General features: G+C 64.4%; 17 protein-coding genes. 5 read left to right on the top strand and 12 right to left on the bottom strand.

Going from position 1 to position 16,598, the window contains the following annotated elements:
- Window positions 1-3 precede the first annotated feature (3 nt).
- The 3 genes from QMX96_RS04950 to QMX96_RS04960 are packed head-to-tail and all read right to left on the bottom strand — an operon-like array spanning window position 4 to window position 3,549.
- Entirely contained in the window at window positions 4-999 is a 996-nt protein-coding gene (locus QMX96_RS04950; protein WP_054915267.1) for an ABC transporter permease, read from the bottom strand.
- On the bottom strand, window positions 996-2,546 hold the full coding sequence (locus QMX96_RS04955) for a sugar ABC transporter ATP-binding protein (protein ID WP_229589438.1): 1,551 nt from the start codon (window positions 2,544-2,546) through the stop codon (window positions 996-998). The genes QMX96_RS04950 and QMX96_RS04955 overlap by 4 nt, the downstream gene beginning before the upstream one ends.
- 46 nt (window positions 2,547-2,592) lie before the next feature.
- Window positions 2,593-3,549: a sugar ABC transporter substrate-binding protein gene (locus QMX96_RS04960; RefSeq protein ID WP_043860814.1), complete on the bottom strand. Its 957-nt coding sequence runs from the start codon at window positions 3,547-3,549 to the stop codon at window positions 2,593-2,595.
- Between the two features lie 335 nt (window positions 3,550-3,884).
- Here QMX96_RS04960 and QMX96_RS04965 point away from each other — a divergent pair, with 335 nt between their 5' ends.
- From QMX96_RS04965 to QMX96_RS04975, 3 genes are all read left to right on the top strand, one after another.
- On the top strand, window positions 3,885-4,973 hold the full coding sequence (locus QMX96_RS04965; RefSeq protein ID WP_043860815.1) for an asparaginase: 1,089 nt from the start codon (window positions 3,885-3,887) through the stop codon (window positions 4,971-4,973).
- 197 nt (window positions 4,974-5,170) lie between these two features.
- Window positions 5,171-5,416 carry a DUF1654 domain-containing protein gene (locus tag QMX96_RS04970; RefSeq protein WP_043860816.1) on the top strand — a complete coding sequence of 82 codons (246 nt, stop codon included), beginning with the start codon at window positions 5,171-5,173 and terminating at the stop codon, window positions 5,414-5,416.
- Between the two features lie 87 nt (window positions 5,417-5,503).
- Window positions 5,504-6,571 (top strand): endonuclease/exonuclease/phosphatase family protein, encoded by a 1,068-nt coding sequence (locus QMX96_RS04975; protein WP_054915269.1) that lies wholly within the window; start codon window positions 5,504-5,506, stop codon window positions 6,569-6,571.
- A 43-nt stretch (window positions 6,572-6,614) separates the two neighbouring features.
- On the opposite strand, the gene QMX96_RS04980 is transcribed toward QMX96_RS04975, so the two are convergent.
- Both QMX96_RS04980 and QMX96_RS04985 read right to left on the bottom strand, forming a co-directional pair.
- Window positions 6,615-7,580 carry a DUF559 domain-containing protein gene (locus tag QMX96_RS04980; protein WP_282361299.1) on the bottom strand — a complete coding sequence of 322 codons (966 nt, stop codon included), beginning with the start codon at window positions 7,578-7,580 and terminating at the stop codon, window positions 6,615-6,617.
- Window positions 7,581-7,725: 145 nt separating this feature from the next.
- Window positions 7,726-8,394, bottom strand: a complete 669-nt coding sequence (locus QMX96_RS04985) for an FMN-binding negative transcriptional regulator (protein WP_058541302.1) — start codon at window positions 8,392-8,394, stop codon at window positions 7,726-7,728.
- Between the two features lie 98 nt (window positions 8,395-8,492).
- On the opposite strand from QMX96_RS04985, the gene QMX96_RS04990 reads away from it, so the two are divergent.
- Window positions 8,493-9,986 (top strand): PLP-dependent aminotransferase family protein, encoded by a 1,494-nt coding sequence (locus QMX96_RS04990; RefSeq protein ID WP_043860820.1) that lies wholly within the window; start codon window positions 8,493-8,495, stop codon window positions 9,984-9,986.
- Here QMX96_RS04990 and QMX96_RS04995 read toward each other — a convergent pair.
- The 3 genes from QMX96_RS04995 to QMX96_RS05005 are packed head-to-tail and all read right to left on the bottom strand — an operon-like array spanning window position 9,965 to window position 11,543.
- Window positions 9,965-10,390, bottom strand: a complete 426-nt coding sequence (locus QMX96_RS04995; RefSeq protein ID WP_043860821.1) for an HD domain-containing protein — start codon at window positions 10,388-10,390, stop codon at window positions 9,965-9,967. The genes QMX96_RS04990 and QMX96_RS04995 overlap by 22 nt on opposite strands.
- 12 nt (window positions 10,391-10,402) lie before the next feature.
- Window positions 10,403-10,918: a GNAT family N-acetyltransferase gene (locus QMX96_RS05000; protein ID WP_043860822.1), complete on the bottom strand. Its 516-nt coding sequence runs from the start codon at window positions 10,916-10,918 to the stop codon at window positions 10,403-10,405.
- Window positions 10,919-10,973: 55 nt separating this feature from the next.
- Entirely contained in the window at window positions 10,974-11,543 is a 570-nt protein-coding gene (locus QMX96_RS05005; protein ID WP_054915273.1) for an SPOR domain-containing protein, read from the bottom strand.
- Window positions 11,544-11,636: 93 nt separating this feature from the next.
- Here QMX96_RS05005 and QMX96_RS05010 point away from each other — a divergent pair, with 93 nt between their 5' ends.
- Entirely contained in the window at window positions 11,637-12,101 is a 465-nt protein-coding gene (locus QMX96_RS05010; protein ID WP_043859730.1) for a cysteine hydrolase family protein, read from the top strand.
- 46 nt (window positions 12,102-12,147) lie between these two features.
- Here QMX96_RS05010 and QMX96_RS05015 read toward each other — a convergent pair whose 3' ends face one another.
- From QMX96_RS05015 to QMX96_RS05030, 4 genes are all read right to left on the bottom strand, one after another.
- On the bottom strand, window positions 12,148-14,394 hold the full coding sequence (locus QMX96_RS05015; RefSeq protein WP_054915275.1) for an Orn/Lys/Arg decarboxylase N-terminal domain-containing protein: 2,247 nt from the start codon (window positions 14,392-14,394) through the stop codon (window positions 12,148-12,150).
- 86 nt (window positions 14,395-14,480) lie between these two features.
- Window positions 14,481-15,233, bottom strand: coding sequence for a DNA polymerase III subunit epsilon (gene dnaQ / locus QMX96_RS05020; protein ID WP_229589435.1), 753 nt, complete (start codon window positions 15,231-15,233; stop codon window positions 14,481-14,483).
- Window positions 15,234-15,319: 86 nt separating this feature from the next.
- On the bottom strand, window positions 15,320-15,775 hold the full coding sequence (gene rnhA / locus QMX96_RS05025; RefSeq protein WP_043859728.1) for a ribonuclease HI: 456 nt from the start codon (window positions 15,773-15,775) through the stop codon (window positions 15,320-15,322).
- Between the two features lie 9 nt (window positions 15,776-15,784).
- Entirely contained in the window at window positions 15,785-16,567 is a 783-nt protein-coding gene (locus tag QMX96_RS05030; protein WP_043859727.1) for a methyltransferase domain-containing protein, read from the bottom strand.
- Window positions 16,568-16,598: the final 31 nt, after the last annotated feature.

Here is a 16,598-nt window from a genome sequence, read left to right on the forward strand (position 1 = left end):
TGTTCAGGTCCGCCGGCGCGCGCGCCGGCTGCGGTAAGTGTCGAGAACCACGGCGATCACGATGACCGCCCCGGTGATGATGCGTTTGGTCGGCTCGCTGGCGCCGATCTGCGCCAGCCCTGCGGCCAGCACCGAAATGATCAGCACACCGAAGAAGGTGCTGATGACCGAACCGCGACCGCCCATCAGGCTGGTGCCGCCGATCACCACGGCGGCAATCACCTGCAGCTCCAACCCGGAGCCGGCATTGGGGTCGGCGGCCTCCAGCCGCGAGATCTGGAACAGCGCCGCCAGGCCGGCCAGCAGGCCCATCAGCGAGAACACCAGAATCTTGTACGGGCGCGGATCGATGCCGGCCAGGCGCACGGCCTCTTCGTTGGTGCCGATGCCGATCAGGTAACGGCCGAACACGGTGCGGGTCAGTACCAGTTGCGCCACCACAATCACCAGCAAGGCGATGATGAAGGCCGGCGAAATGCCGAAGGCCACCGGCTCCGACAGCCAGGCAAAGGCATCACCGATGTACGCGGTGCGCGAGTCGGTGAGCTGGTAGGCCACGCCACGCGCCATTTCCAGCACACCCAGCGAGACGATGAACGAAGGGATGCGCCAGGCCACGGTGATCGAGCCGGTAAGGGTCCCGGCCAGTGCTGCGCACCCCATGCCGAGCAGTGCCGCCGGCAGCACGCTCCAGCCCCAGCCCAGAATCGCCACACTGACCGCCGACGCGGCCAGGGCCAGTACCGATCCCACCGACAGGTCGATGCCGCCGATGATCAGCACGAAGGTCATACCCACCGCCAGCACCATCAGGTCGGGGATCTGGTTGGCCAGGGTGCTGAAGGTGCCGTACGACAGAAAGTGGCTGCTCAGCAACGAGAACAGCACCACCATCGCCAGCAGCGCACCGGCCAGGCCCAGGTAGGTCCCCAGGCCGAGGTAGGTACCGCTGCGCCGGGCCGGTGGGCCAGGCGGTGTGTCTATCGGGGAGGTGTTCATGCGGGGTTCCTGGGCACTGCGTCTTGCAGCAGCGCGTCACGTTTCTGATAGCCGGCAAAGGCAGCGGCCAGTAGCTGGTCCTGGCTCCAGTGCTCACGCTCGAAGGTTTCAATCAGGCGCCCTGCCGAAAGCACGCCGATGCGATCGCAGATCAGCATCAGTTCGCGCAGGTCGCTGGACACCACCACCAGCGCCTTGCCCTGGCGGGTCAGCTCGGCGAGCAGCCCATAGATGTCGAACTTGGCGCCCACATCGATACCGCGCGTGGGCTCGTCGAACAGCAGCACGGCGCAGTCGCGCTCCAGCCAGCGGCCGATCACCACCTTCTGCTGGTTGCCACCCGACAGCTCGCCCACCGTTTGTGCGGGCCCGGCGCTGCGGATGCGCATGGCCTGGATCTGGCGCTCGGCCAGGGCACGCTCGGCAGCACCATCCACCAGGCCCGCGCGTGAGATCGCCGGCATGTTGCCCAACGCCAGGTTGGCACTGACCGACTGCGACAACAGCAGGCCTTCGCCCTTGCGGTCTTCGGTAATCAGGGCCACGCCGTGGCGCACTGCAGCCATGGGCGAATCGATGCGCACCGGGCGCAACGGGCTGCCCAGCTCGATGCTGCCGCTGTCGGCCGTGTCGGCACCGAAGATCAGGCGCAGCAGCTCGGTACGCCCGGCACCGATAAGCCCGGAGATGCCGAAGATTTCGCCGCTGCGCACCTCGAACGAGACGTCCTGCACCTTGTCGCCCCGGCCCAGGCCGCTGACACGCAGTACCGGCTCGCCGATCGTGCGGCGCCCCAGGTCGATATGCTCGCCCAGCTCGCGCCCCACCATCAGGTTGACCAGTTGCTCGCTGCTGTAGCGCTGCATCGGTTCCACGCACACCAGCTTGCCGTCGCGCAGCACGGCAATGCGCTGGGCGATGCGCTTGAGCTCTTCGAGGCGGTGGGAAATGTAGATGATCGACACACCCCGTTGCTGCAGGCGCTCGATCTGGCGGAACAGCAGCTCCACCTCGCGTGCGGTGAGCATCGCGGTGGGCTCGTCGAGAATCAGCACATGGCAGTCGCCGATCAGGTTGCGGGCGATCTCCACCATCTGCTGATGGCCGATGCCCAGCTCGCCGACCAGCGTATCGGGGTCGATCGCTTCGAGCCCCACCTGCGCCATTGCTGCGGTCGCCAGTTGGCGCAGGCGCGTGCGATTGACCCAGCCGGCGCGGCTGGGCAGGTTGTGCAGAAACAGGTTCTCGGCCACGCTCAGGGTCGGCAGCAGGTTGAGCTCCTGCATCACCATGCGCACGCCCTGGCGCTCGGCCGCGGTGCGGCTGGCGGGCTGATACACCTGGCCCTGGTAGAACATCTGCCCGGTGGTGGGGGTTTCGAGCCCGCCGATGATCTTCGACAGGGTGCTCTTGCCCGCACCGTTCTCGCCAGTCAGGGCCAGCACTTCGCCGCGCAGCAGGGACAGTTCGATATCGCCCAGCACGGGCTGGGCGTAGGTCTTGCCGATTGCACTGACCGACAACACGACATCCGCAGTCGCCGACATAAGGTGTTCTCCTGGCGCCCGCACCACGGCAGGCACCGTCAGCGGGCTAGGGCTGCTTGACCAGCTCGACCGGGGTCTGGATGACGTTGTCGGCATCCACGTCCGGCTTCTCGCCGCGCAGCATCTTCAGGGCCGCCTCGATACCGAACACCGCCTGTTTGGCGGCGTATTGATCGGCCGTGGCCAGCACGCGACCGTCGCGCAGCATCGGCTGGATCGCCTTGATGTTGTCGTAGCCCACCACCTGCACCGCGCCGACCTTGCCTGCCGCGCGCACCGCCGACACCGCGCCGAGCGCCATGCTGTCGTTGCCGGCCAGCAGCGCCTTGAGGTCGGGGTATTCGTTGAGCATGGCCGAGGCCACGGCATTGCCCTTGTCGATCTCCCAGTTGCCCGATTGCACCGAGACGATCTTGATCTTGGCTGCCTCCATGGCGTCCTTGAAACCGGCAGTACGCTGCTGGGCGTTGGTGGTGGTCGGCACGCCCTCGATGATGCCGACCTGATCGCCCACGCTCAGGCGCGTGGCCAGGTACTCGCCCACCAGGCGCGCGCCCTTGCGGTTGTCGGGGCCCACGAAGGGCACGCTGAGGTTCTTGCTCTTGAGTACATCCGGGTCGAGGCGGTTGTCGATGTTGACCACGGTGATCCCCGCGTCCATGGCCTTCTTGACCACTGGCACCAGGGCCTTGGAATCGGCCGGGGCAATCACCAGCGCGTTGACGCCGGAGACGATCATCTGCTCGACGATGCGGATCTGATTGCTGGTATCGGACTCGTCCTTTATGCCATTGGATACCAGGTCGAACTCGCCTGCGTGGTCTCTCTGGTAGGCCTTGGCGCCGTCTTCCATGGTGAGGAAGAACTCGTTGGCCAGCGACTTCATCACCAGGGCCACCTTGGGCTTGGCGGTGTCGGCATGGGCGTGGCTGAAGGGTACGGCGGTGGCGAGGGTGGCCAGCATGGCAACGGCCAGCAGGCGTCCAGCGAAGGGCAGCGTCATGGGTTCACTCCGAATCTTATGATTTTTGTCGGGTCGCAAACGTTTGCGGTTAACAACTATGGAAACGCTACCGGGTTTTGTCAAATCTGCCGACCGCCCTTCATGGCCCCAATAGTGCCGGGAATTATCCTTAAAATCTTCGGAAAACCGAACATCCGGCACCGCAATAATTCGGGTTTCCGAAAACAGTGCCGGGCAGCACGGGGCATAAGCCTAAATAAATTTCTTATAAATCAATGAATTGACGTAAACGGTCAGTTAATTGGGCAACTGGTACGCTTTCTGCTGAACTTGTGTGGGCAACACAGCAATTTCACTCATAAGGAACAATAACGATGAAAGCTGCGCTTCACTCCTTCGCTCCGGCCGCCCTGGCCCTGTTCATGTTCTTCCCTGCTGGCGCCTACGCCAAGGAAGCCGAAACCCAACAGAAACTCGCCAACGTGGTTATCCTCGCCACCGGCGGCACCATTGCCGGTGCAGGTGCCAGCGCCGCCAACAGCGCTACCTATCAAGCCGCCAAGGTTGGCGTCGACAAGCTGATTGCCGGTGTTCCGGAGCTGGCCAACCTGGCCAACGTGCGCGGCGAGCAGGTGATGCAGATCGCCTCCGAAAGCATCACCAACGAAAACCTGCTGCAACTGGGCAAGCGCGTTGCCGAGCTGGCCGACAGCAAGGACGTGGACGGCATCGTGATCACCCACGGTACCGACACCCTCGAAGAGACCGCCTACTTCCTCAACCTGGTGGAAAAGACCGACAAGCCGATCGTGGTCGTGGGCTCCATGCGCCCCGGTACCGCAATGTCGGCTGACGGCATGCTCAACCTGTACAACGCCGTGGCCGTGGCCAGCGACAAGCAATCGCGCGGCAAGGGCGTGCTGGTGACCATGAACGACGAGATCCAGTCCGGTCGCGACGTGAGCAAGTCGATCAACATCAAGACCGAAGCGTTCAAGAGCGCCTGGGGCCCGATGGGCATGGTCGTGGAAGGCAAGTCGTACTGGTTCCGCCTGCCGGCCAAGCGCCACACGATGGATTCGGAGTTCGACATCAAGACCATCAGCAGCCTGCCTGCCGTGGACATCGCCTACAGCTACGGCAACGTAAGCGACACCGCCTACAAGGCCCTGGCGCAAAATGGCGCCAAGGCCATCATCCATGCCGGTACCGGCAACGGTTCGGTGTCCTCGCGCGTAGTGCCGGCCCTGCAGGAACTGCGCAAGAACGGCGTGCAGATCATCCGTTCGTCCCACGTCAACCAGGGCGGGTTCGTGCTGCGCAACGCCGAGCAGCCTGACGACAAGAACGACTGGGTAGTGGCGCACGACCTGAACCCGCAAAAAGCGCGCATCCTGGCCATGGTCGCCCTGACCAAGACCCAGGACAGCAAAGAGCTGCAGCGCATCTTCTGGGAATACTGAGTGCAGTAGCCCGGCAGGCCGCCCTTCCTACAGCGGGGCGGCCTAACCTCTTGTAACCTCGCCACTTTTATTTTGCCCACGGTGCAGCAAAGCCTGCGCCGTGTGGTCACATGGGTTCTTTGAGCGACACGCAGTTGCGAAAAGCCTTACAGTAAAATACTGTATGCGCATACAGCAAAAACAAGGAACCTGTACCTGTGGCCACCTCCTCTGCCGCCAAGCCCGTCAGCAGCTACGAGCAACTGGGCATCCGCATTCAGAAAATCATCAACTCGCCAACCGCGCAGAAGTCCCGCGCGGCGCTGATCTTTCGCCTGGAGCACGAGTCGCCTGCCGACTGGGAGACCCTGCTCGAGGAAATCGCCGAAAACGACAACGTCACCCTGGCCTACAGGGATGACGGCGGCGTGCAGATTTTCTGGGTTGTGCCCAAGGAAGACTGAAGCCGTCGCCAGGCGCTGCCCGCCCACCCTGCTCCGACTTGTCGCCCTTCTGGGCGATGGTGTTATCCGTAGAATCTGGAAGTAATGATGTTCAAGAATCTTGCAGCTGCAGTGATGCTGCTGATGTTGTTGTGTGGCCAGGTGTTTGCTGAAACGCGTATCGGCACCTGGAACCTGGAACACCTGAGCGACCGCCCCAACAAGGACTTCAAGGCCATTGCCAAGGTCGCCAAAAATGTGGATTTTCTGGCTGTGCAGGAGCTGATGAGCGAAGCGGCCCTGGACAAGCTGGCCAGGGAACTCAGCCGCCAGAGCGGCGAGCCCTGGAGCCACATGGCCTCCGATGCGGTAGGCAGGTCTTCGTACAAGGAAATGTATGGTTTCGTGTGGAAGGACAGCAAGGTCGCCTATGAAGACGGTGCGGTGTCCTACCTGGACCGCAAGAAGATCTTCGAGCGCGAGCCCTACTCCGCGCGCTTCAAGTCACTCACCGACAATGCCTATTTCGTGGTGGCCACGGTGCATATCGTGTACGGGAAAAAGCCGTCTGACCGGGTCGCGGAAATCGATGCGCTGTCGAGCTACTGGACCTGGCTGAAGGAAGTCTACCCCGGCAACAATCACATCCTGCTGATGGGCGACTTCAACATGCCGCCCACTTCACCTGCCTGGAAGTCGCTCAATGCCGCCGCCAGACCACTGGTGGTCGCAGGCGCCAGCACGCTGTCCACAACCGACGGCAAATTCGCCAACCTTTACGACAATATCTTCGTCAGCCATTCCTCGCCGCTGAAGGTCAACAGCGTGGGCGTGTACGACTACCCGAAACACCTGGGCATGACTCACCAGCAAGGCCGGGCGAACATCTCCGATCACGCGCCGATCTTCCTGCGTGCAGAGCTGGGGCAAGGCAAGGGCACGGCCACGACCGCCGCGTCACCGGCAAGGCCCGCTGCACCCGCCAAAACCAAGGCTGCAACCGTGGCCGACGCCACCGGGCAAGTGCGCGGCAACCGGGCCAAGAAGCGCTACCACCGCCCGGACTGCCCGTCGTACAACAGCATTGCCGAAAAGAATCGGGTCGAGTTCAGCAGCGAATCTGCCGCCCAGGCAGAGGGCTACAGCATCGCCGGCAACTGCCAGAAGGCCGGCTGAGGGGATAACGGTGCAGCCTTGACGCCAAGGCTGCACCTGAAGGTCACTTGACCAGCTGGAACTGACTGGCGCCCTGCAACTCCAGACGCGGCACGCCCTTGTACTGCTCGATACGCCCTATCACGCACACCGTGCGCCCCTCCAGCGGCTGCGCCAGCAACGAGGCGAACGCCGGGCGATGCTCGCCCCATACCACCAGCCCCAACCGTCGCTTGCTGGGGAAGCTGGCACCCAGGTCGATCCAGGTCGGCTGGCCCCTGGACGACGGTTTGTAGGTCACCTTCATGATCGGGCCCAGCACCGCAGCGCTCTGCCCGATATGGTCGGCGGCCTGACGCCAGTCCAGCGGGTTGTCGCAGGTGGCGCCCTGCAAGGTGGCGGGTGACGCCGGCGCCGCCACTGCCTGGCTGACCACGGCCGAGCCTGCAACCGACTCGGTGCCCTTGAACGCAAACACCACGATCAGAACCCCGATCAGCGCAGTGAATGACATGATCGTGTACTTCATGACCGAAACCTCCTTGTTGAGCCCTTTGATCCGGCTGCCCTGCGCCTGCGCCAACTGCTGCACGCTGGCGCTCCGGCGCGTGCTCGACAGCAGGTCGTGGGCTTTTTTTCGCTCGGCATCGAGCAGTACGCTGATATCCCGAGCGCAACGCTGCGGGTGATCCCTGACATCGCGGTTGGCAAAGCGCAGCACCCGCCAGCCCTGGGAAGTGAGTGCAGACTGCCGCCGCTGCCAGTCGATGAACTCGGGGTGCGACATGCCGGTACCCGTACCGCTTTTGTCATAGCCATCGATTTCGATGGCGATGCGCACGTCTCCCTCTTCATTGATGACAAGGTCGCAGTAGCGTTGCTTGCCATCATTGTCCTTGAAGGGGTATTGCGCACTCAGCGACTCGTAACGGATGCCCGCCACGAGGCTGAGCACGTTGCTGGCGAACAGTCGTTCGTAGTCACTGCCGAACCGCGCCGCATTGGCCTTCAACCACTCGTCCTGGGTCATGTCCTGTCGTCTGCGCTGGAAAGTCGGGCCGGTGCAAAAGCACCCACTCTCGACCGATGCAGTCAAAAAGCCATAACGCAGCCGAGCCGCCGATTCTGGCCGACTCTGTAGGAAAAGTCGATTTTCAGGTGGGATCAGGCGGCGGTCATTCGGGCGCCTTCGCCGGCAAGGCCGGCCCGTGCAGCGGGTGACCGGTGGCGCTCAACATGGCTTCGCCCACTGCTGGTTTGCCCGACGCCTTCAACCCCTGGGCGGCGCCCTGGATATCCCGCGCCTCCTTGTTCTGGCCCAGCTTGAACTTGCCGACCAGACGGGTGATCTCGATCTCGAGCCCGACGATGGCCTTGAGCATGTCGCGGATGTAGTCCTTCGGCGCGTCGGACATCTTCCACGGCACGGGCTGGGATGCTTCGTGGGTGCGCGTGAGCAGGGCCACCAGGCCACGCACGTAGTGCTCGTCATCGTGCAAGGTCACGCGGCCATGGGCGTGCACCACCTGATAGTTCCAGGTGGGCACCTGTTTGTGGGTCTCGTGCTTGCTGGGGTACCAGTTGGGCGAGATGTAGGCATCGGCGCCGCGAAAGATCACCAGCACTTCATCGCCATCCTTGAGTTCGCGCCACAGCGGGTTGGCCCGCGATACGTGAGCATGCAGCACCCCCTGCGTGCCCTCCTGCGGCTTGAAGTGGAACGGCAGATGGTTGGCATCCAGCCCACCCTCGCCGTGGCTGACCAATACACCCAGCGGGTTCTGCATGATCAGTTGATGCAGCACCTCGGGGCGCGACTCGTTGAAAGACTGCGGTACGTACATGGTTTGCATCCATCCGGCACAGGGCGATGGCAAATTGTGTGGTGCAACTGGCCCATGGTATAGATCCACTATCGAACAAAATGACTGGACCAGAAAACATGGCGCGCAAAGCCAACGTGGTGGATATTCCTTCGCTGGGCACGCTGGACCGCAGCAGCGGCCAACTGGGGCGCCAACTGGCCCAGGCGCTGCGTGCGGCGATCCGGCGCGGCGACCTCAAGCCCGGCGAGGCGCTGCCCTCGACCCGCATGCTGGCCAGATCGCTGATGATCGCGCGGGGCACGGCCATCGAGGCGTTCGAGCAACTGACGGCCGAGGGGTTTCTGGAGTCCCGCGGCCGTGCCGGCACGCGGGTCGCGCACAGCCTTGAAGAGCCACCTGCCGCGCACACGACAGGTGTGGCGCGGCCCGCCGCCAGCTCGGCACGCATCGAACGCTTTGCACAACTTGCCCGCCGCTTCGGCGAGGTACCCCAGGTACCGTTCGCCGTCTCGGTACCGCTGGGCAAGGCCGCGCCGGATGATATCTGGCGGCGCCTTGGCAACCGGGTGCGCGCCCGCGGCCCGGGCGCCCCTGCCGGCTATGGCGACCCGCTGGGGGAAATCGAGCTGCGCGAGGCGGTGGTGGACTATGTGCGCAAATCCCGCTCGGTACGCTGCGAGGCCAGCCAGGTGATCATCACCTCCGGCACCCAGCAGGGCCTGTACCTGGCCTGCCAGGTGCTGCTGGACATCGGCGATTTCGCCTGGGTCGAAGACCCGGCCTACCGCGGTATCACCGCCATTCTCGAAAGCGCCGGGCACAGCGGGCAGATGGTGCGCGTACCGGTGGACGCCGAGGGCATGGACGTGGAACACGCCGTCGCCACCTGCCCCCACGCCCGCGCCGCCTTCGTCACCTCTTCGCACCAGTACCCGCTGGGCATGCCGATGAGCATGACCCGGCGCGAGGCACTGCTGAGCTGGGCCAGAACCCACAATGCATGGGTGATCGAGGACGACTACGACGGCGAGTTGCGCTATGCAGGGCACCCGTTCCCCTCGTTGCAGGGGCTGGACCCTGAACGGGTGATCTACCTGGGCACCTTCAGCAAGATCCTGTTCCCGTCACTGCGCCTGGGCTATGCGATCGTGCCGCCGGACCTGGTGGACGCCTTCTGCGGTGCCCGCGTGCTGATGGACCGTCATCCGGCCAACGCCGACCAGCAGGTACTGGCGGCCTTCATCAACGAAGGCCATCTGGACCGGCACATCCGCCGCATCCGCGGTGTGTACGCCACCATCCACCGCCAGGTGAACGAAGCGGTGGCGCGCTGGCTGGAGCCTGAGTTGGCCTGGCTGCAACCGACCGACCAGGGCATGCACCTGGTGCTGTGGCTGGCAGCCGGTATCGACGACAGGCAGGTAGCGGACCAGGCCGCAGAGGCCGGGGTGGTGGTGCGCGCGGTATCCCCCATGTATGCGGGGCCGCACGGCAGGCCCGGGCTGGTGCTCGGCCTGGGTGGGTTCAGTGGCGAAGCCATCGATGCGGCGATGCAGCGCCTGGCACGGGTGATCGAAAGCGCCAGCGTTCAGGCCAGCGCCTGCAGGTAGGCGCTGGCCTGCTGATAGCGCTGCAGGCGCGCGATGTCTTCGGGGCCGGGCATGGCGATGCGCGAAAGGTCGCTGTTGTCGGCAAGGTCGGCAAGCTTTACCACCCGTGCCAGCGGGTCGCTGCCCAGCCGCGCGACGAAGGCCTCGTAGCTTTCGTCATCGCGCCGGCTCAGCGCCTGCACCGCCGCCAGTATCTTCAGGGCGAAGCCTTCGCGGGCCAGGTCCGACAAGCTCATGCTGGTATCTTCGAGCACGTCGTGCAGCACCGCGACGATGCGCTGTTCGGTGGTCTGCACCCTCAGCATCACCCGCAACGGGTGCAGGATATACGCAGTGCCGCCCTTGTCCTGCTGCCCTTCATGGGCCCTGGCGGCAACCGCAATGGCTCGCTCCAGTGTGGACATAAGCCCCCTCCTCTAACCCTCGCGCCGTCGCAGGCGCGCCATGCTGCAGGCATCGGTGAACACACCGTCACGTAAAGCATAGTCGCGCAAATGCCCTTCCACCTCGAAGCCGTGGCGCCGGTACAGCGCCAGTGCCGGCTGGTTATCGGCGTAAACAGTGAGTTCGACGCGCTGCAGGCCCATCCAGTTGTCCGCCACCTCAAGCACCGCCGACAACAGCCGTGTGCCCACCCCCTGCCCTTGCCAGGCCGGGGCGACGCCCATGCCGATGCCGCCGCAATGACCGCGACGTACACGAATGAACTGCTCGAGCGTACAGCTGCCGATCACCTCGCCTTGATGTAAGGCCACCAGAAACACCATTCGTTCGTTGTCGGTGGCGATGCGTTTGCGCCACAGGTCGGCGCTCTGATACGGCATCTGCAGCACCTGCCGCGCCACCTGCGGGTGGTTGTACAGGGCCGTGAGCCCCTCGACGTGCTGTTCGGTACAACGTTGAAGGGTAATGGCGAAGGGCGAATCACTCATGACGGCTCATCCTTGAAGACAAGCCGTGAGTGTAAGAGGCGCCGCCGCGTGCTGGCTAGCGCTCGGCGCCGTGCTGGATGACCACCGAATCGGTACCCAGGCGCGCCATCACATCGTTCTTGCTGGCCAGGGCCTCCTCTTTGGTCGGGTAAGGGCCCAGCAGTACCACCGGCTTGCCGTCGCGGTACACCACCGAGGATGGAATCTGTTTTTCGATCAGGCGCGCGGTCATGTCGCTGAGGGCGCCCATGTTCGGGCCCTGGATGATCTCGACGTCCCAGCCTTCGGGCGCGGGCTGGTCGGCCAGGGCATCGGCACGGCGCTGCAGGTCGGCACCACCGCAGATTTCGCGGATGCGCAGGTCGCCGCCGGTTTCGTCGATGATGATCTGGTAGTCGTCGCCCTGCTTGATGGCCACGTAGCTGCGGTAAGGCTGGAACACACCGGCCGCGTCCTTGCCACGGAACTGGCCGCAGATATCGCCCTGCTTGTTGAATCGCACGTTGGCGAACTTGGCCGTCTTCGGGTTATCCAGATGCTCGGCAACCTGCTTGTGTACCCGTTCGGCATCGTTGTCACAGCCGGCCAGGGCCAGCACTGCCATTACCACCGCCACTTTGCGCACGCGTCTATCTCCAGGTTTCAAGCGGCGGATTTTAGCATCTGTGCAAGGCCGGGGGTTACAATCGCCCGGCCTTGAACTTCCATAGGGCATTCCATGCGCCAGGTACTGCTGATTATCGACGTACAACCCTCGTTCAACCCGCCGCAATGGCTGGTAGACGGCATAGCATCACTGATCGGCCGCATGCCGTCGGTGGCGAGCGTGGAGCGCCATGATGAATCGGTGACCCCGTTTCAACGTCAGCTGGGCTGGCAACCGGCGGCGCACGACCAGAGCCTGGTGGCGGCAGATCGTATCTTCATCAAGCATGGCTACGCCCCGACGGCCGAGATGCTGGATTACCTCAGGCAATTGAACCCCGAGCGCGTGCTGGTGTGCGGCATACAGACCGACACCTGCGTGCTGGCGGCGGGGTTCGCGCTGTTTGATGCGGGGCTGCAGCCGACCCTGATCAGCGACCTCACGGTAGGGTCGTCGCTGGATCGGTCGGGGCAGTTGGGGGTGAGCCTGTGGCGGCATCATTTCGGGCACGTGGTGAGCACGCAACAGTTGCGGTGAAGGCTTCGCCGGCAAGGCCGGCGAAGCGGCCAGCACAAGCGATCCCTCATTCGCGGATGCAATCCACCGTATACACGTCCCCCACCTCATGCTGCAGCCCGTGCACATCGGCCACAAACCCGGGGAACCCACGGTCGAACGCCCGTGCAAAGCTCAGGTAGTCGATGATCGAGCGTGTCGACTCGGTAAAGCGCTCCCCGGGCATGATCAACGGAATCCCCGGCGGGTACGGCACCAGCATCACCGCCGCCACCCGCCCGATCAGGCGCTCGATCGGCACCGCCTCGACCTCACCGCGCACCAGCTTGTCATACGCATCCCCCGGCTTCATCACCACCTCGGGCAAACGCGTGTACAAGCGCTTGAGCTGCTTGGCCGTGGCGTTGGCGCGGTAGCATTCGTGCAACTGCTCGCACAGGTCGCGCAGGCCCATGCCGTGGTAGCGCAACGGGTCCAGTTGCGCCACGCACGGCAGGCTCTGCAGCAGCGCGGTATTGGCGTCGTAGTTGCGCTTGAACTCCAGCAGTTCGGTGAGCAAGGTGCTCCACTTGCCCTTGGTGATCCCCATCGAGAACAGCACCAGAAACGAATACAGGCCGGTCTTCTCCACCACCAGCCCGCGCTCCCACAGGAACTTGCTGACCACTGCCGCAGGAATACCATGCTCGCCCAGGCTGCCGCCCGCATCCAGCCCCGGCATCACCAGCGTGACCTTGATCGGGTCGAGCAGCACGTAGTCTTCGCTCACATCGCCAAAACCGTGCCATTCGGCCTGGGGTTGCAGCAGCCAGTCCTCGGTCGCCACGCGGTGAATGCCACCCACCTGCGGCGGTTGCCAGATACTGAACCACCAGTCGTCGTCGGCCAGGTGCTCGCGCAGGTTGGCCAGCGCACGCCGGAAGCTCAGCGCCTCGTCGAACATTTCCTGCAGCAGCGAGCGCCCAGCCGGGCCTTCCATCATCGCCGACGACACGTCCAGCGAGGCCAGGATGCTGTACTGCGGCGAGGTGGAGATATGCATCATGAACGCCTCGTTGAATCGATCACGGTCGAGCTGGCGTGCACCGCCGTCCTGCACGTGGATCATCGAGGCCTGGCTGAACGCGGCCAGCAGCTTGTGGGTGGAATGGGTGCTGAACACCAACGGGCTGTCGGCACTGCGCGAAGTACCCATGGCGTAACGCCCGGCAAAGAATTCATGAAACGCCGCGTAGGCGTACCAGGCCTCGTCGAAATGCAACACCTCGACACTGTTGCCCAGCACCTGCTTGATCATCTCGGCGTTGTAGCACAGCCCGTCATAGGTGGAGTTGGTCACCACCGCCATCTTCACCCGCGGCTCGCGCCCTGCGGCCAGCGGGTTGGCCTCGATCTTGGCCTGGATCGCCTCGCGGCTGAACTCGCTCAGCGGGATGGGGCCGATGATGCCCAGCTCGTTGCGCTCCGGACACAGGTACAGGGGGATTGCGCCGGTCATGATGATTGCGTGCAACACCGACTTGTGACAGTTGCGATCCACCAGCACCAGGTCGTCACGCCCGACCATCGAGTGCCAGACGATCTTGTTGGCGGTGGAGGTGCCGTTGATCACGAAGAAGGTGTGGTCGGCGCCGAAGTTGCGCGCCGCACGCGCTTCGGCCGCCGCCAGGGGGCCGGTATGGTCGAGCAGCGAACCCAGCTCCGGCACCGACACCGACAGGTCCGAACGCAGGGTGTTCTCGCCGAAGAACTGGTGAAACGCCTGGCCCACCGGGCTCTTGCGATACGCCACGCCACCGCCATGGCCCGGCGTGTGCCAGGAGTAGTTCGATTGCGCGGTGTGCTGCACCAGGGCCTTGAAGAACGGCGGCAGCAGGCCGTCCAGGTAGTTGTGCGCCGCCCGCGCCACTTGCCGGGCCAGAAACGGCACGGTGTCTTCGAACAGGTAAAGGATGCCGCGCAACTGGTTCAGTTCGCTCATGGCGTCGGCCGGGGCGTTCTCCAGGGTCACCTGCTCGCCCAGTGCGAAGATCGGCAAGTGCGGTGCGCGCACCCGCGCCAGGCGGATCAGCTCGACCATGTTCTGCAGCAGGTGGGTGTTTTCCCCCGCGCCTTCGGCCGCAATCAGCATGCAGGCCAGGCCGTGGTGGGTGGCCGCTACCAGGCGGCCCTCGGCGTAGTCCACCGCCGGCAGAATGGTAAAGCCGTCCTGGGCCAGTTCCTGGGCAATGCCGCGCACGCGATCACCGGCCACACTGTCGGCCTTGATATCGCGGTGCACGATGAGTATCGGAAACTTGAGGTCCTTGTACATGGGCGCCGGCACCTTCTGAGCGACAGGCCGTGAGGCCGTTCATTTCAGGGTAGAAGGTCGGCGCCAGGTACGCGGCGGGATTTGCTTCAGCGGGCCTCGAGCAGTTGCTGCCACAAGGCGGGGCCACCGGTGGATTTTGCCACTGCTTCAAGGCGCGCCATGTGCGCTTGCAGCTCTGCCTCGGTGGCCGGGATGATGCGCCCCGGCTGACGCCCCACCAGCCGACGGATCTCGCTGCCCTGGCTGGACTGGCCTTCGCCCTCGCTGTCGCTGCCGGCCAGTGACAGGCTGGTCTGGCCGCCGGTCATGGCCAGGAACACGTCCGCCAGCAACTCGGAGTCGAGCAACGCGCCGTGCAGTTCGCGGCCGGAGTTGTCTACGCCATAGCGTTTGCACAAGGCATCGAGGCTGTTGCGCTGGCCGGGGTGACGCTCGCGGGCCATCAGCAGGGTGTCGAGCACCTCGCAGTGCTGTGCGATATCGGCGCGATCGTGCTGGCCGAGCATCGCGAATTCGTTGTTGATGAAACCAACGTCGAACGCCGCGTTGTGGATGATCAGCCGCGCGCCCTTGATGTACTCGAAGAACTCGTCGGCGATTTCGGCGAAACGCGGCTTGCCCACCAGGAATTCGTCGGTGATGCCGTGCACCCCGATCGCGCCTTCGTCGCTTTCGCGGTCGGGCTGCAGGTACACGTGGAAATTGCGTCCGGTCATGCGCCGGCCGACCAGCTCGATACAGCCGATCTCGATGATGCGGTGACCATCGGCCACCGGCATACCGGTGGTTTCGGTGTCGAGCACTACCGACCTGTTGTTCTGCATCTCCACGTCGGTCATCTCCTGCCGCGTACTGCCTGAATATTGAAAGCGGCGAATTTTACCTCACCCGGGGCAGGATGTGGCGAATTCGCTAAAGGGAGGGTTCAGCGTTGCTTGCGCAGATCGTCGACGCCGCGGTTGGCCAGCTGGTCGGCACGCTCGTTGCCGGCGTGACCGACGTGCCCGCGCACCCACTGCCATTTCACGTTGTGGCGGTTGACCTGTTCGTCGAGCTGCTGCCACAGGTCGGCGTTCTTGACCGGCTCCTTGGCGGCGGTCTTCCAGCCACGCTTCTTCCAGTTGACCATCCACTCGGTGATGCCTTTCATCACGTACTGCGAGTCGGTCACCAGCAGCACATCACACTGGCGCTTGAGCGCCTCGAGGCCCTTGATGGCGGCCATCAGTTCCATGCGGTTGTTGGTGGTTTCGCGCTCGCCGCCCCACAGCTCCTTTTCGACGCCCTTGCAGACCAGCAGCGCGCCCCAGCCGCCCAGGCCAGGATTGCCCTTGCAGGCACCATCGGTGTAGATCTCGACGCTTTCGACGCTTTCGCTCATGTACAGCCTTTATTCATCATTGAAGGTGCGGCCCTCGGGGTGAGGCGTGCGCCGGTTGACCTTGGCCATCGGCAACGGCAGCAGCTTGCCCATCGGCTCGCGGCGCACCTGGCGCAGCGGGCGCAGGCCCACCACCATCTTGCGCGCCACCAGCACGTACACACCGCCACCGGATATCTGCCAGCGCCCGGCAGCACGCTCCCAGCCAGACAACCGTGCCTGCCAGGCCGGCGAGGCAAGCGGCGGACGATAGCACCCGAAGCGGCGTTTCTCCAGCGCGAAGCCCAGCAGGTTGAGCCAGTCGCCCACCCGCGACGGCGAGATGCAGCGCGCCTTGCGCAACGCATCATGGGCAAACACCCGGCGCAGGCCCCAGGTGCTCCAGGGGTTGATCCCGACGATCAGCAGGTGCCCGCCAGGGCGCACGCTGCTGGCCGCCTCGCGCAGCAGGCCGTGGGGCGAGAGGCTGAAGTCCAGCCCGTGCTGCAGCACCACCACGTCGGCGGCGTGCTCGCTCAGGGGCCAGGCCTGCTCTTCGCACACGATCTCGACGCCCGGCAGCGGCGCCCCCAGGCGCACGTTGCGTTGCACCTGCGGGGCATTGGGCGGTGCCTCGGCGCAAGGGCCGTAATGCACCAGGTAGCCACCGAAGAAGCGCCCCAGCTCCTCTTCGAGCAGGCGCTGCTCCCCGGCGAGCAGCTGCTGGCCCAGCGGGCCGGCGAACCACTCGCGCGCCTGGCTGATCAGCTCGAGCCACTGCGGGTCGGCCTGGGCAAAGGCTTGATCGGTCATTGCTGTCTCCCTTGGAAGGTTCTCGACAACG

Origin of the sequence: Pseudomonas sp. PS01300, from assembly GCF_029960155.1 — a bacterium.
GTDB classification, from domain to species: domain Bacteria; phylum Pseudomonadota; class Gammaproteobacteria; order Pseudomonadales; family Pseudomonadaceae; genus Aquipseudomonas; species Aquipseudomonas palmensis.